The organism is Pectobacterium hainanensis (assembly GCF_046237015.1).
In the GTDB taxonomy this organism is placed as follows: Bacteria; Pseudomonadota; Gammaproteobacteria; order Enterobacterales; family Enterobacteriaceae; genus JBJYIN01.
In genome coordinates this window covers 83,372-99,398 of record NZ_JBJYIN010000006.1, presented here as the reverse complement: position 1 = coordinate 99,398, position 16,027 = coordinate 83,372, and the positions used below count along the sequence as shown (strand labels likewise).

The window sequence follows — 16,027 nt, the reverse complement described above, 5'->3', positions numbered from 1 at the left end:
GACTCCGCTAGCTTAACCAGGCGCGGTAAAAATCTATCCCGACATTTTTCCTGTTGTCGCACACTGCGTACGGCGAAATCTGTCGGGTATATCGTGACCAGTTATAAAATAATAATGATGAGTGGACACACCGTCACGCTCTAACGTCGCATGGAAACTTTTTGATGTGGTGCCTGATTCGCATGTTTCTCAACGCCTGTCGATGCGTCTTTCTCGTCTGGCGGCATATAAAGCGGCCCTTTTAAGCCGCAGCCAAACAGGCTGAGCAGCGATAACGCCAGAAAAAACTGACGAAATACCTTTTTCATAACATTAAGACCTGTGATTCATACTCGTATGCTCTCTATAATCGCAGGTGGATCATGAAAATCAATAGGAATCGAAAATGAACGATAGCGAGTTCCACCAATTGGCCGACAAATTGATGGGCCAGTTAGAGCAAACACTGGATCAATTTGATGGCGATGCGGATATCGATTATGAAACCAACGGCGGCGTCATGACACTCGCTTTTGAAAACGGGAGCAAAATCGTGATTAACCGTCAGGAACCTATGCATCAGGTGTGGCTGGCGACCAAAGCCGGAGGCTACCACTTTAATTATCAGGATAGTCGTTGGATATGCGATCGTAGCGGCCAGGATTTTACCACGCTGCTATCGGAAGCGTGTACGGCGCAAGCGGGCGAAGATATTCGTTTCGACTAAGCACGACGCCAACGCTAGGTAACGCTGGCGAATGCAAACCGGATGATATGGGCAACTAGTCAGACCGTTTTCGGGCGAAGGCCAACAGTAACGTCATCAGCAGCAGTACACCGATACCAAACACATTCACTAGCGGCCAGCCGCTAGTGAGCGCCATCATGCTTCCGGCCGACAAAGACGCCAGCGCATTGGGAAAATAAATCGCCAGCGAGTTAATGCCCTGTAATCTGGATTTATGCACAGAATGAGTAAAGGTATTCAGCATGAACGTGCCGCCGTTGAACATGAAAGCCCAGCCGATACCGAACATAATCAGTGCGATCAGGAAATTCCAGAACGCCAGCCCACTAAGGGCGACCAAAACACCGATCACATTACAAAGAATGCCGGTCACAATCACCTGCGTGGCGCTCATTCGCTTCGCCAAAAACACCAGTAATAGGGCTGGGGCATACATTGCAACAAAGTGCCACTGAAGCACCGTCGCACTACTTTCTACAGAGAAGTGATGCTGGTGCATCGCCAACGGCGCAGAGTTCATCAGTAGCGTCATGACGACAAAACCGACCATGCAACTGGCGGTTCCCAACATGAAAGCACGACTCTTCAGGATGGAAGACAGCGATGCCTCATTCTTATCCGCTGCGGCAACAGGAAGAAGATGAGGTAATCTCAACCCCAGCAACAATAGTGACGTCACCGTGCAGATGCCCGCCCCAGCGATGAAACTGCCAAAAAAAGGGTACGTCGACCACAGTTGAGCCGATTGGCTCGCCGCAAACGGCCCGAGAAAGCCCCCCAAAATGCCGCCACTGATCACCCATGAGATTGCGCTGCTTTTTTGCTGGTTATCCGTAAAAATTTCAGCCGCTGCAAAACGATAGTATTGGTTAAACGCGCAGGACATCCCCAGCACAAACGTAGAAAACACAAACAGGATAAAGCTGTGCAGCACTATCGCCAAAGCGGCCAGCAGACAGCCACCTAACCCTAATAAGGAACCAATGATGAATGCGTTTCGTCTGCCATATTTTGCCATCAATGATGAGACCGAATAAATCATCAGCGCAGCACCACAAACGGTTGAAGTAATCGGCAAGGTCGTTAACAACGGGATCGGCGTCATCATCACTCCCACCAGCGTGGAAGAGAGGGTCATTAATGAAATGATGCTTCCCGTTAGCCCCTGGCCTAATGCCAGCAATATCAGATTTCTTCGTTGCAAGGCATCCATAGTGAAATCCTTTTCTAAAGGAGGAGAAAAGCTATATTTGGGTTTAAAAACGAGGAATGTCAGCGAATTACAATATCTGTAATCGCTGTTTTACCACTAAAGACGCCCCTTCCGCCGCTGGCGTAATACATAAATGGGAAAGCGCGCTGCTACGGAAAGGTATCACCTGAGCACGGCCATCCAACTGTACAATCTGATAAAACTGCGGCAGGTTGAAATTAATAAAGCTCGAACCATAGGTAAAGCGATCGTGAGACGAAGAATAGAACCGGCTAACATCACGCACCAATTCTTCCTTACTGCCTTCACAGTGATGATAAACTTCAACCCGATTGGATTCATCCAGAATATAGATATTAAAACCCTGATTTTCATTCAGATCTTCAAAGAAGAACTGGATAATCCCTTCACTGGCTACACCGTCTACCACCGGGGGCAAATGCACATGGTTGGTTTCAACCTGAACCGGTAGCCCTTGCAGCTTGTTGTTAGAAATCGCGCCATAGAACTCGACGGCGTTTTCCAGCTTCTGCACGGAAACGCTGAGGCGCTCAAAGAACAACCCCCAGGTTTGTCCGGCCACTTTAACCGCTTTGAAACGTCCCGGCTCCTGACGCGTACTGGTTAAACGCAACTCAATACATTCTGATACCAACTGCTGAACCCGAGTCCGAATCAGACCACGCAAATGCTGGCTATAGCAGAAAACTTCCAGAGACTCAGGCAGCGCGGCATCCTGATGCATTTTACCCAGAATGGTTTTCAGCGCTTCCAGCACCGCTTGTTCACCGCTGAAGTGCAAGGTACGAACTTCATTCCATGAGTTGCGATACAGTAAGTCGATGCTGCCGACCAGACACTGCTGCTGTTGACCGAAGCTGAAAACATCCAGTTGGCGGAAATCAAAATGCACCACCTGATTACGGAACGCCGCCGTCGGATCGTGTTCCAGATTGACGATAATCGCCAGATGGCGAATCTCGCAGGGGCTGTACAACGCTTTCGGCGTTGGGGCAGGCAAGCGCAGTGGAAAGTGGCTTGATACATCGTCAACCAATGCCTGTAACCGATTAATATCACACAGCTCATTGCCCTTGATATACAAACGCGTACTCGGTGCCAGCAGCCCATTAAAATAGGCCCAGGCCACCAGTTTGTTCAGATAGCGGTTATATTCCAGCGGTTGGTGACTAATAATGGCATCCATTGACGGCGCCTGATTGTAGAGATACCACCCAGAGCGATTAGCACGCCCGGCAGGAACATAAATAAACGTCAGGTTCGGTTCGGATAAATCAGGTGAAATCTGCGGATTCAGCAGCGTGACTTTACCCGGCAACGCCTCAAATGCGGCGTAAAGTTTACGGGTTAATACACCGATGTCCTGTGGGCTGGCGCTAACACTCAGGTTATTACGACGAGCAAAGCGGATCAGGTTACGGTAAGTCTGCATCATGGCATCAAGCAATTCGTTATGTGCTTCACGTACTCGCTCGATCTTCCAGTTGGCCCGATTATCCAACATCGCCAGATGTTCCGCACTCCATCCCCATTCTTGAACCAGTTGGCTCAAAATCTGGCGACGCCAGCCTACGCACGCGCGTTCCCGAGATAACTTTTCACAAACTTTTAAATAAAAACATCGACGGGCCAGATCCAGACGCGTCAGATCGTTAATTGCCACCAGATAATGCGTCACCCGCTCCAACATCATGCAGTAAGGATCGAGACCAAAAGAAACGATCTCGCCTTTATGCAGGCGCTTTTTAATATCCATTGAAAGCAGGTGCGTATCCGGGTATTCCCAGGAATAGGCTTCTAGCAACAGCGTTTTCAGCACTGCTTTATAAGGGGAATCAATACTTTTATAGAGTTGCCACAGGCTGGCACCAAAATATTCTTCCGCCGAGAGCGTACTTAACCCGCCTAAATCCAGCCATTCGTTGGGCGCCAGCGCCCCTTGGGCATACAATGATAAAACGTATTCGTCGTAGTTTGATTCTTCTTCTACTGGCACCATGTTCCACAGAATACGTTTGCCCGCCATGCGAACAGCCGTGCGATAGAACTCATCCAGTAACAAAATATGCTGTGTAGATCCGCAATCTTCGCCGCCGAGGCTACCGCTTTCGTTATGACGGAAACGGTTTTCATCCATCACGAAGAAACTGACATCAACACCTTGTGCGGCGGCCCACTGTTCAAGCAGCGTACACTTTTGCTGTAACCGCAAACGCTCTTCATTATCAAGCCAGGACTGGTGACAAACCCAGATATCCAGATCGGAACTACAGCTCTGCCCAATGGAAGCGGTGCTGCCCATAGAGTAGACGCCAGTAATGGGTAACTCGCCTTGTTCATGCGAATTCTCCAACTGACCCCATCTTAATTCGATGTTATCCAGGTAGTGCTGTTGTTTTTCATCGGGCGTGTAGAAACAGATGCCGTGCGGAACCTTGCCGTCAAGGTAGCCTGGCATCAACGGGTGATGATGATGTAATAAAATCGGCAGAAGACTGTAGACCTGCTGAAAAGCGGGCTTCATTGCTCCCAGAGCACGGTCAACACGCAGTTGGTTGATCGCATCCAGTCTTTGCTTCAAAGTCTCGATGTAGAAGTACAAGACGTCTCGCCTGATTGTCCCAGTGCCTAGAAAAAACCCCGTATTCCAAATTTGCCAATGATGAAATTAGAAGAATGTTTGGCAAAATATTGCTGGAAACGTGATCAATTTAACACCTTGCTGATTAAGCGTAAAGAAAGTAAAGAAAGTTAGATTTATCTCACTTGCTTTCATTGCGTTTTTTCCTGTACGAAACCAGCCCGACTTCTCATCTCCACCTTCTTGCGCAATCCCGGGATTCACCACTCCGACCTGGTTTTAAAGGCGCACCGCGAATGTCTGTTACCTGACACTCGCGCACCATCAATGATACGATGGTGGAAAATGATAAAAACGGTATCAAGCATGTTAGACAATATTATTAGAATTGCCACCCGACAAAGCCCGCTTGCATTGTGGCAAGCACAATATGTTCAACAGCAACTGATGCACTTTCATCCCACGCTTCAGGTCGAACTGGTGCCAATGGTGACCCGTGGCGATGTCATTCTGGATACCCCGCTGGCGAAAGTTGGCGGCAAAGGTTTGTTCGTCAAAGAATTAGAATTGGCGTTGCTGGAAGGACGCGCTGATATCGCTGTTCACTCCATGAAAGATGTTCCCGTCGAGTTTCCTGAAGGGCTGGGGTTGGTCACGATTTGTGAGCGGGACGACCCTCGCGATGCCTTTGTTTCCAACCACTATGCCAGTCTGGATGAATTGCCCGCAGGCAGTTGTGTGGGCACGTCCAGCCTGCGCAGGCAATGTCAATTGCGGGCCAGACGGCCTGACCTGATCATTCGCGATTTGCGCGGCAACGTGGGTACTCGACTGTCAAAATTGGATAACGGCGAGTACGACGCCATTATTCTGGCTGTCGCGGGTCTAAAACGATTGAAACTCGATAGCCGTATACGCAGCGCACTCAGTCCAGAAATGTCATTGCCGGCTGTAGGTCAGGGCGCGGTAGGGATCGAGTGTCGTCTAAATGATGCGCATACCCGTCAATTGCTCAAGCCGCTCAATCACACGGCGACCGCGGCTCGGGTTCAGGCCGAACGCGCCATGAATTTGCGTCTGGAAGGCGGATGTCAGGTGCCTATCGGCAGCTATGCTGAATTACAAGATGATGAGTTATGGCTCCGTGCACTGGTTGGTGCACCAGACGGTAGCCAGATCATCATGGGCGAACGCCGCGGAAACATTGCCGATGCTGAAAAAATAGGCATTTCATTGGCGGAAGAACTGTTAGCAAACGGGGCCAAAGCAATTCTTCAAGCCGTCTATCAGGAAGCGTCTTCATCATGACCATCCTGGTGACGCGTCCGTCTCCGGCGGGCGAACAACTGGTAACCCGCTTGAGGAAACTGGGTTACAGTGCCTATCACAGTCCGCTGATTGAGTTCGCTCCCGGCAGAGAACTCAATCAGTTGCCCGACATGCTGGCAAACTTGCGCCCCGATGATATGGTATTTGTGCTCTCACAGCATGCGATAGCGTACGCCAATCCGCTATTGGTTCGCTCTGGGGGCGGTTGGCCCGCGGCGTTGTCTTATTATGCAATAGGCCGAACCAGTGCGTTAGCCTTACATAAAGTCAGCGCACAACCCGTTTCCTATCCTCTGGATCAAGAAACCAGCGAAACATTATTGCAGCTCCCCGAACTTCAGCATGTTAATGGCAAACAAGCGCTATTATTACGAGGTAATGGTGGCCGGGCGTTGCTGGGAAACACTCTCGGTGAACGCGGAGTCAACGTCACTTACTGTGAATGTTATCAACGCAGCGCCGTACATTACGATGGGCTGGAGCAGAGCCGACACTGGCAGCAAGCTGGCATTGACAGGCTAGTGATCACCAGCGGAGAAATGTTACAACAGATCTATAATTTAGTTCCTGATTACTATCGAATGTCCTGGCTACTTGAATGTCAGGCGATCGTCGTCAGTGAACGTTTGGCAATACAGGCCCGCCAACTCGGCTGGCACCGTATTCGAGTTGCCGATAACGCCGATAACGATGCGCTCGTTCGCGCACTACAATAAACCTGATCATGGGATGTACCATTATGACGGAACACAATACCCCAACAGCCCCCTCTGAAGAGGTTGCCGCGCGGGTTGAGCCCGCTCATCAACAACAGGATGCCGCACCGCAACCGACCAAACGGACAGGAACGTTGCTGGGGGTTATCGCGATTATTATCGCATTGGCACTTAGCGGTGGCCTCTATTACCACGGTCATCAGCAAGCGCAGCAAGAATCAGCGACCATTCAACGTTTGGAAGCGCAATTAGGCACACTGCAAGCACAGCAACAACAAGAGCGCCAACAGTGGCAAAACGCCCAGCAGCAGTACGCCAAAATGCAGGACGCGGCCGAACAACGTCTTAATACGCTGACGCGTCAATCGGATGAGTTGCGTGAGAAACTGTCGACCTTATCTAATCACGACACCAACACCTGGCTGCTGGCACAGTCTGATTTTCTGGTAAAGCTGGCCGCCAGAAAGCTCTGGAGTGATAAAGATGTTACGACCGCTGGTGCATTACTGAAAAGTGCGGATAACAGCCTCGCGGAGATGAACGATGCCAGCGTGATCGAGATTCGCCGGGCGCTAACCAATGACATCAGCACACTGGCCAGTGTCAGCCAGATTGACTTCGATGGCATTATTCTCAAAGTAAACCAGTTGACCGATCAGGTGGATAATCTGCAATTGGCCGATATGAACACCGATGACGCGCCAATGGATGAACACAGTTCTGAGCTCTCCGCTTCGCTGAATGAATGGCGTCAAAATCTGACTAAAAGCTGGAACAACTTTCTGGCCGATTTCATTACTATTCGTCGCCGGGACAGTACAGCAGAACCGCTATTAGCGCCCAGTCAGGATGTTTACCTGCGTGAAAATATCCGTTCTCGCCTATTGGTTGCAGCTCAAGCCATTCCACGCCATCAGAACGAGGTGTACAAACAATCACTGGAAACGGCGGCAACATGGGTAAGAGCGTATTTTGACACAACCGATCCCACGACCCAGGCGTTTCTCGATCAGTTGGATGAACTGAGTCAACAATCGATATCAATGGACGTGCCTGCTGAATTGCAAAGCCAGCCGCTACTGGAAAAACTCATGCAGACAAGAGTTCGCAACTTACTGGCTCAGACGCCAGCGCCCCAACAGGAGGGTTGAATATGCTGAGAGTCTTGTTGCTATTTCTGATTCTGGTTGCCGGTGTCGTGCTCGGCCCGATGATGGCGGGTCACCAGGGTTACGTATTCATCCAGACAAGCAACCACAACATTAGAACCAGCGTGACAGGATTGGTCATTATGCTGGTCCTGTTGTTCATTGCTTTACGGGTTATCGAATCCATTATCCGTCGGATTTTCCGTACCGGAGCCCGGACGCATGGCTGGTTCCTTGGCCGCAAACGTAGCCGCGCCAAAAAACAAACCAAAGCCGCATTGCTAAAACTGGCGGAAGGCGATTACTTACAGGTCGAGAAATTGCTGACCCGCAATGCCGATCATGCAGAACAACCCGTGGTTAACTATCTCCTGGCGGCGGAAGCCGCTCAGCAACGTGGCGATGAATTCCGTACCAAACAATATCTGGAACGGGCTGCTGAAATCGCCGATACCGATCAGCTACCGGTAGATATCACGCGAGTGCGTATCCAATTGGCTCGCAATGAGGATCACGCTGCACGCCACGGCGTTGATCGCCTGCTGGAAGTCGCGCCGCGCCATCCTGAGGTTTTGCGTCTGGCTGAGCAGGCATTTTTGCGAACTCACGCCTACAGTGCGCTGCTGGACATCCTGCCTGCGATGCGCAAATTGCCCACTAATAATGAGGAGCACGTGCAGGCGCTGCAACAGCAAGCCTATATTGGTCTGATGAATCAGGCCATGTCAGATGGCGGTAGCGAAGGCTTAAAACAATGGTGGAACAACCAAAGCCGTAAAATTCGCACTGAGGTGCCTGTACAGGTGGCCATGGTTGAGCATTTGATTGAGTGTGACGATCACGATACCGCGCAGAAAATCATTCTCGATGGGCTCAAGCGCCAATACGATGAACGTCTGATATTACTCATGCCACGGCTAAAAACGGGTAATCCCGATCAGCTTGAGAAAATGCTGCATCAGCAAATCAAGCAGCAGGGAGCCACGCCATTGCTGAATAGTACGCTGGGTCAATTACTGATGAAACATGGCGAATGGCAGCAGGCTAGCGATGCTTTCCGTGCAGCATTGGAACAACGTCCCGACGCTTATGACTACGCATGGCGAGCCGATGCGCTGGATCGACTTCGTTTACCCGAGGATGCCGCGCAAATGCGCAGAGAAGGTTTGTTGCTTACCTTGCAACAACCATCGGAGTAAACCGCTCGGGGCTCCAATCGGAGTCCCGAGGTTAATATCCCACCGCCACCATCGTCATATTCAAACTACAGACCATATTCAAACAACAGACCAAAAAAAACGCTTACCGATAAACGGTAAGCGTTGAAAATATCAGGTCTATAAGACAATAGTCTGGTGCCTCACTCAACGTTATGTCCGAAAAGGCCCGATGAAGATAATCAAACCTTCATCTGGAGTTGGACGATAGGCACCTCAAAATGGCTCTGCGTCATTCCCAGGATTATGAAGCCGAAGCAAACATAGGAGGTGGAATGAGCATCTACAACTGAATTTAAGCACGAATCATGCCAAAATACAAATTCCAGATATCGCTGCCACTTAAAATCCGCTAACAATTTAATAATTAATGACTTTTTAATTCATTAAAGACTATCTTATCGCCATGTTTTACCCATCAAAAACGAGAGGTTACTCACAAAAAATGTCGTGATTAAGAGACGAATTATACGAATAAAAAATATAACGTTATTTATCAAATAATTAAACGTCTCCATTTTGAGACAAAATAAATGGCAACTGTCTTCAAATCCCAACAGAAATATCAATCCGTCCTTTTGTCCCTCATCACCACAGGCATGAATCAGATTTTTCTTAACATTTCTTTTTTAGAACGGTTGTACCCAATGTCCCGAAGCGACTTCATCATATTGCACAAGCGGTATCACGGCATTTGGCGGATAGATTGGGCTAACAATCTCAGTATTATCAATCGTGCCCATCATCTGCCGCCGAGTAGGATCGGGAATCGGCACGGCGGCCATCAAACGGCGAGTATAAGGGTGCTGTGGTCGGTTAAAAATGGCTTCACGCGAACCTGTCTCGACAATCTGCCCACGATACATCACGGCGACCCGATGGCTAAAACGCTCGACGACGGCCATATCATGTGAAATAAACAGGTAGGCCAACCCCAGTTTCTCCTGTAGATCGAGTAACAGATTGATTATCTGCGATTTCACTGACGCATCCAACGCCGATACTGACTCATCGGCGATCAACAGCGCTGGTTGCAGGATCAACGCTCGTGCGATACAGATACGCTGCCGCTGCCCCCCCGAAAACTCATGCGGATAACGGCTAGCCATGGCCTCGTTTAAACCGACCAGCGTCAGTAGTTCAGCCACTCGTGCTCGCGCCTGACGTTTGTCGCCCAACCGATGCACCAAAAACGGCTCGGCGATCGCATCACCCACCGTCATACGACTATTCAGACTGGCATAGGGGTCCTGAAAGACCATTTGCACCGATTTACGCCAATCGGCCAGCTGTTTCTTTCCACCAACTAACGCCGGATGTCCATTCAACCATACCTTTCCGGCAGTGGGCGTCACCAACCCCATCAGCGTCCGACCGATCGTCGATTTACCACAGCCTGATTCACCGACTAACGCCAACGTCTCCCCCGCACGTAACTGGAAAGATACCTGTTCCACGGCATGTACCCTTCCCACCAAACGGGAAAAAAAACCACGTCGAATCGCGAAACGCGTCGTCAGATTTTGCACCTCCAGCAGCGGGGGTCGATCGAAAACCACAGTCGAAGCGCTGGGTTCTACCGTCGCAATCTGTCCATTTTCCGGATTCACCGCTGGGTAACGCAGTGGCTGCGCAATGCCATCCATTTGCCCAGGCAATGGCACAGCAGCCAACAACGCTCGCGTATAGACATGTTCTGGCGTCGTGAACAGTTGCGACGTCTGATTAAACTCGACACTGCGTCCCCCTTTCATCACCAGGGTGCGATCGGCGATTTCGGCCACCACCCCCATATCATGAGTAATAAACAGGACGGCCATCCCCTCTTCGCGTTGCAGCGTTTTCAGCAGGGACAGAATCTGAGCCTGAATCGTGACATCCAACGCGGTCGTGGGTTCGTCGGCAATCAGCAGCTTAGGCTGTCCGGCTAATGCCAACGCAATCATGACGCGCTGGCGCATACCGCCGGAAAGCTGGTGAGGATATTCATGAAAACGGGCATCAGCCGCGGGGATACGCACCTTTTTCAGCAGTTGTATCGCTTCCAACTGGGCTTCTCGCCGAGATAAAGGGCGATGTAACAGCAAAGCCTCGACTAATTGGAAACCAATGGTAAAAACAGGATTCAAACAAGGTTCCTGAAACACCATCGCAATGTCACTGCCGCGAATTTGCCGCATCTGATCCGCATCCAGTGCCAGCAGTGACCGTTCGCCAAGGCGGATTGTTCCGCGGATCCGCGTCCTGTCCGGCGGTAGCAGTTGCATAATCGCCAACGCGGTTACGCTCTTGCCCGACCCCGACTCTCCAACCACCGCCACGGTTTCCTGTGCGCCGATATCAAACGACACCTGGTGTACAATAGGCAGCCAGTGGCCATCCTTACGAAAAGCGACGTCCAGATTGTTAACTGACAACACGGGCTGCATACATGGCCTCATTACGATGAAATAACACAATCAATCATTAACGGCTGCGGGGATTAAGCACATCACGTAACCGATCGCCGACCAAATTAATCGCGGCAATCACAATCAGCAGCGCAATGCCAGGGTAGAAACAAATCCAGTATTGCCCCGCCAACATGTACTGATAACCGCTGGCAATCAGTAGACCCAGACTGGGTTCAGTAATCGGCACACCCAGCCCCAGAAAAGACAGCGTCGCCTCCAATGCAATCGCACGCGCCACTTGCACAGTGGCAATCACAATCAGCGGCGGCAGACAATTTGGCAACAAATGACGAAATAAAATGCGACCAAAAGGAATGCCCAAGCAGGCTACTGCGTCAATGTACTCTTTACGGCTTTCCGCCAGCGCGGTGCTACGGGCTGCTCGAGCGTAGGTTGCCCATTCGACAATCACCAACGCCAGCACCACGTTAACCACGCTCTTACCCAGAAAGGCCAATAGAATCAACGCGACCAGAATAGAAGGAAACGAGAGTTGCAGATCCACCAACCGCATAATCGCGTTTTCTGTGCGCCCCCCCATCCTTGCAGCCAGCAGGCCCAGCGTCACACCCAGCGACGCGGCAGCGAATGCAGACAAGACGCCGACACCAAGAGAAATACGCAATCCATATAAGATCGCCGATAGCATATCCCGGCCTTGATCATCAGAACCTAGCCTGAAGGTAAATCCCTCTGACGTCACGCTACCGGGCGGTAGCTGCCCGTTCATGATATCAAGCTGCATCAAATCGTAAGGATTCTGGGGAACCAGCCATGGCGCCAACAGCGCCAGCATAACCAACAGCAGCAATACCGCCAGTCCGAAAACCGCCAACGAGGATGCCGAGTAATGTTGCCAGAATCGACGCAAGCCGCTACGTCGCCCCCGACTGGTTTGCTGTTCATTCCGCAATGCGTCAACCATCAGGATTTCCCCTGTTCTCTCAGCCGCACACGCGGATCTAATAGGGTATAGACAATATCCACGACCAGATTAATCCCCACAAATAGCAGCACAATCATCATCAGATAGGCGACGATTACCGGACGATCGAGCACATTGATACTATCAATAATCAGTTTGCCCATTCCCGGCCAGGCAAAAATGGTCTCCGTCACAACAGAGAATGCGATCACCGAACCAAACTCCATCCCTATGACTGTCACCAACGGAATCAAAATATTCTTCATCACATGCACCGCAACAATGCGCCAATAGGGTAATCCCTTCGCCTGCGCCAGACGGATATAATCCTGCGGCAACACTTCTTGTACACCTGCTCGCGTCAGGCGTAACAACAGCGCAGCTTTAAACAGCGCCAGATTGAACGCGGGCAATAGCAGATGTTGTAATCCGTCCAATGTCAAAAATGACCAGGAGGCTCCGAAGAGTTGTACTGTTTCACCTCGCCCACCGCTGGGCAGCCAACCCAGCCAGACAGAAAACAGCATGATCAGCATCAGACCGACCCAAAAAGTGGGCAGCGAAAATCCCAGAATACTGCCTGCCATAATGGCTTTAGCGAGCTTACTATCTGGCTTCAAACCAGCGTACAGCCCGAGCGGAATTGCAATCACCACCGCCAGCAGCATCGCGCATACCGCCAGTTCCAATGTCGCGGGCAGACGCTGCCAGATGACCTGTAATGCTGGCAGATTGAAAACATAGCTAGTACCTGCATCGCCATGCAGCAACCCTCTGACAAAGAACAGGTATTGTTGCAGCAGTGGTTTATCCAGCCCTAAATCGCGGATCAAACGCTGACGATCGTGTTGGTCGGCGTCCGCTGGCAACAAAATATCCACCGGATTACCGATCACATGCAGCGCGGCAAAGACGATAACCGTCATCGCCAACACCACCAACAGCGCTTGAAAAATACGTTGTAGTAATGAATTAAGCATTTTTACGCGTCTCCGCTCGGCGACACTGAGCCAGCGTTCTGGCGTGAAAACAGGGAGATATCCCCTAAATCTGTCTTGAAGTATGACGGGCACCACCGTGGGCTATTTGCCGCACAACCGAAAGTGAGACGAGTGAAAAATCGCCCGCAACGCTTGGCCGCACAGCAAATAATACATTTGTATACCATCAATAAAACGATTCTATTGGTGGTATACAGACACGACAAATATAAAAACCAGATAAGCTATGCCCGTTTTCTGCTTAACGCATCGAAAGGCTTAGCCGTAGCGACTTGAGTGGATGAAGGGAAATGGCGTTGACTGCTTAAAAATCCCGTTGGCTCAAAATCCCCAGACGAGCGCGATAACCATTTCTGATGTGTTGACAGGCAGCCTCCTGCGCCGCATCTCGATCGCGCCGCGCCAGTGCGTCAACGATCAGTTGATGCTCCTTTTTAGCTTCGGTGCGCCGCTCCGATAAATCATAAGTGGTGCCACGTAACAGCGATAAATGAATGCGCAGATTATCCAGCATTTCATTCAGGTAAGGATTGTGCGTCGCACGATAAATTTGTCGATGAAACAGTCGGTTGTGATCGTGCAGTTGCTTACTGTCAACGATATGCTGCTCCGCGTTGACCATCTCCTGTAACAAGCCGATCTCTTCCTCAGAGGCCGATGTCACAGCAAGTTCAATTGCCAGACGCTCTAACCCTTCACGCACGGCAAACAGTTGGCGCAATCGTTCGTAACTGATTTGCGCAATCATCAGGCCACGCTGCGGCCCCGGTTCTACCAGCCCCAATGTTTCCAACCGGTGTAATGCTTCACGAATCGGCGTGCGGCTTAAGCCAAACTGCTTCGCCAACCGGGCTTCCTGTAAACGTTCCCCCGGCAATAATTCTCCTCTTTCGATAGCGGCTATCAGGGTATCAAACGGCGACAAAGCGGCCTCACGATCGGTCAATTTTAAGTTCATAATCCATCAATCAATGATTTAACAATATAATCAGGCGTACACCAAAGCAGGCCATAGAACCAACCAATCCAACAGAATGGTTCAAATACCGGGATGACTGACGCCAGTGAGGTGAAAACATTTCAAGTTTGCCCGACATCGCGCCGTTGGCAATATCCTGTAATGCTTATTTTGTTCTTAACTTAGCTAAAAAGCATCTTTGCGCAGGCAATTTCTGTTGTTATTCTGCGTTATCTACAACGGTATACAATTGAATGCAAAAAGCGACCACGCGTGTTCTCTGGCATTGAAGCTATCTTCATCGTTAACGTCATCGCGTTTTCGCGTAAGGAGTCACTACGATGACCACCACCACTACCCCCGCCTCTTCTCGCGGAGAACAGCTTAGCCATTTTATCAGCCATGCTTCCCAGCTTGCCATTCCAGATTCGGTTCTACACGAAGCCAAACGAGCTCTGATTGATTATCTTGGTGTCGCACTGGGCGCAGCCAACGATGGTGCCGTACAGGCGGTACGTCAGATGGCTAAGCGCTGGAATTCACAAGGCGATGCACAAATCTTTCTTGACGGAAAAACCACGCCAGCCCTGGCCGCACTGATTAATGCCACCATGGCGCACGCCGCCGACTACGATGACACCCATCCGGCTGGAGCCGGGCACCCAAGTGGCCCTTGCTGGTCTACCGCATTGGCGATGGCACAGGCTTACCAGGCCGATGAGCGCTCAACATTGATCGCCTTTATTATCGGCTTTGAGGTGATGGCGAAGCTGGGGGGAGGCTGGGTTCCCGGTGTGGGGCGAAACTTACAACGACGCGGTTTTCACCCCACCTCGGTAGTGGGTCGTGCAGGTGCCGCAGCCGTTGCAGCATCCATCCTCAAATTAACGCCAGAACAGATTGCCAACGCACTCGGCGCAGCTGCCACCATGATGGGCGGCCTCCAGAAATCATCCGGTACACACGGCAAGCCCTTCCACGCAGGTAAAGCTGCAATGGACGGTATCATGGCTGCCGAACTGGCTGCCGAAGGTTTTACCGCCGCGCACCACTTTTATGAAGCGGACGGCTGGGTAAAAATCTTTATTCAGGACGGTAGTGCAGACATTCCTCCGCTGGATTTCGGCCATACTTGGGAATTACTGACTAACGGCTACAAACTCTACGCCAGCTGTCGCGGCACCCACGCCTCAATAGAAGCCGCTCGTAGCTTATACCCACGTCTCAAGGGTCGGAAGATCAAACGGATCCATGCCAAAGTACACCCGATGGGGATGGTTAACGCTGGCATTCCCAATCCCAAAACGCCATTAGAAAGCAAATTCAGTATCCCTCATTGCATCACGCTGGCCCTGAGTGGTTATGCATTAACCGATACCGATTTCACCCAGCAAACTGTTGACGATCCGCTTCCGCGCCAACTATTGCCACTGTTAGAGATCGATGCCATCGAGGGCCAGTCGGCCAGTTCCGCCTTTATTGATATCTGGCTAGAAGACGGTGAACAGTTGCATGGTGAAACACTGGTCTACCGTGGACATGCTCAAAATCCGCTTACCGAAGCGGAGCTGCGCGCAAAATTTGATACGCTGACGATCCCTGTATTAGGCGCAGTCAACAGCGACAAACTCTATCAGGCCGCCGCCAATTTTGAGCAACCGGGCTCGCTCGCGATCATCACAGAACTTCTGGCCGGACGGACGTAAGCCATCGTCAACAGCCTAAACACGATAGTCTG

Annotated in this window: 13 protein-coding genes; 6 read left to right on the top strand and 7 right to left on the bottom strand. The window is 50.8% G+C overall.

The genetic code is table 11. The features are described 5' to 3' along the window. Positions 1 to 140 precede the first annotated feature (140 nt). A complete protein-coding gene (gene lptM, locus ACKPVM_RS07885) occupies positions 141 to 308 on the bottom strand; it encodes an LPS translocon maturation chaperone LptM (RefSeq protein WP_409308398.1) in 168 nt (55 codons plus the stop codon). Between the two features lie 77 nt (positions 309 to 385). Between lptM and cyaY the strand changes: the two genes are divergently transcribed. Next, complete coding sequence (cyaY, locus tag ACKPVM_RS07880; protein WP_409308396.1) at positions 386 to 706, top strand: iron donor protein CyaY; 321 nt, start codon at positions 386 to 388, stop codon at positions 704 to 706. Positions 707 to 761: 55 nt separating this feature from the next. On the opposite strand, the gene ACKPVM_RS07875 is transcribed toward cyaY, so the two are convergent. Next, a complete protein-coding gene (locus ACKPVM_RS07875; protein WP_409308394.1) occupies positions 762 to 1,940 on the bottom strand; it encodes an MFS transporter in 1,179 nt (392 codons plus the stop codon). 67 nt (positions 1,941 to 2,007) lie between these two features. After that, positions 2,008 to 4,563, bottom strand: a complete 2,556-nt coding sequence (locus tag ACKPVM_RS07870) for a class I adenylate cyclase (RefSeq protein ID WP_409308392.1) — start codon at positions 4,561 to 4,563, stop codon at positions 2,008 to 2,010. A gap of 345 nt (positions 4,564 to 4,908) precedes the next feature. Between ACKPVM_RS07870 and hemC the strand changes: the two genes are divergently transcribed. Genes hemC through hemY form a run of 4 tightly spaced genes read left to right on the top strand, consistent with a single transcriptional unit; the run spans position 4,909 to position 8,934 of the window. Further along, on the top strand, positions 4,909 to 5,850 hold the full coding sequence (gene hemC / locus ACKPVM_RS07865) for a hydroxymethylbilane synthase (RefSeq protein ID WP_409308390.1): 942 nt from the start codon (positions 4,909 to 4,911) through the stop codon (positions 5,848 to 5,850). Continuing rightward, complete coding sequence (gene hemD, locus ACKPVM_RS07860) at positions 5,847 to 6,587, top strand: uroporphyrinogen-III synthase (protein WP_409308389.1); 741 nt, start codon at positions 5,847 to 5,849, stop codon at positions 6,585 to 6,587. Before hemC ends, hemD begins: the two co-directional genes overlap by 4 nt. Positions 6,588 to 6,610: 23 nt before the next feature. Then, positions 6,611 to 7,738: a uroporphyrinogen-III C-methyltransferase gene (hemX, locus tag ACKPVM_RS07855; RefSeq protein WP_409308387.1), complete on the top strand. Its 1,128-nt coding sequence runs from the start codon at positions 6,611 to 6,613 to the stop codon at positions 7,736 to 7,738. Positions 7,739 to 7,740: 2 nt separating this feature from the next. Next, positions 7,741 to 8,934, top strand: a complete 1,194-nt coding sequence (gene hemY, locus ACKPVM_RS07850; RefSeq protein WP_409308385.1) for a protoheme IX biogenesis protein HemY — start codon at positions 7,741 to 7,743, stop codon at positions 8,932 to 8,934. A gap of 647 nt (positions 8,935 to 9,581) precedes the next feature. Here hemY and ACKPVM_RS07845 read toward each other — a convergent pair. The 4 genes from ACKPVM_RS07845 to ACKPVM_RS07830 form a co-directional block, all read right to left on the bottom strand. Then, a complete protein-coding gene (locus tag ACKPVM_RS07845; RefSeq protein WP_409308384.1) occupies positions 9,582 to 11,381 on the bottom strand; it encodes an ABC transporter ATP-binding protein in 1,800 nt (599 codons plus the stop codon). Between the two features lie 37 nt (positions 11,382 to 11,418). Beyond that, positions 11,419 to 12,330 (bottom strand): ABC transporter permease, encoded by a 912-nt coding sequence (locus ACKPVM_RS07840; protein WP_409308382.1) that lies wholly within the window; start codon positions 12,328 to 12,330, stop codon positions 11,419 to 11,421. Next, a complete protein-coding gene (locus ACKPVM_RS07835; protein ID WP_409308380.1) occupies positions 12,330 to 13,310 on the bottom strand; it encodes an ABC transporter permease in 981 nt (326 codons plus the stop codon). The genes ACKPVM_RS07840 and ACKPVM_RS07835 overlap by 1 nt, the downstream gene beginning before the upstream one ends. A 325-nt stretch (positions 13,311 to 13,635) precedes the next feature. Further along, a complete protein-coding gene (locus ACKPVM_RS07830; RefSeq protein WP_409308378.1) occupies positions 13,636 to 14,289 on the bottom strand; it encodes a GntR family transcriptional regulator in 654 nt (217 codons plus the stop codon). Positions 14,290 to 14,630: 341 nt separating this feature from the next. On the opposite strand from ACKPVM_RS07830, the gene ACKPVM_RS07825 reads away from it, so the two are divergent. Then, entirely contained in the window at positions 14,631 to 15,995 is a 1,365-nt protein-coding gene (locus ACKPVM_RS07825; protein ID WP_409308376.1) for an MmgE/PrpD family protein, read from the top strand. Positions 15,996 to 16,027 lie beyond the last annotated feature (32 nt).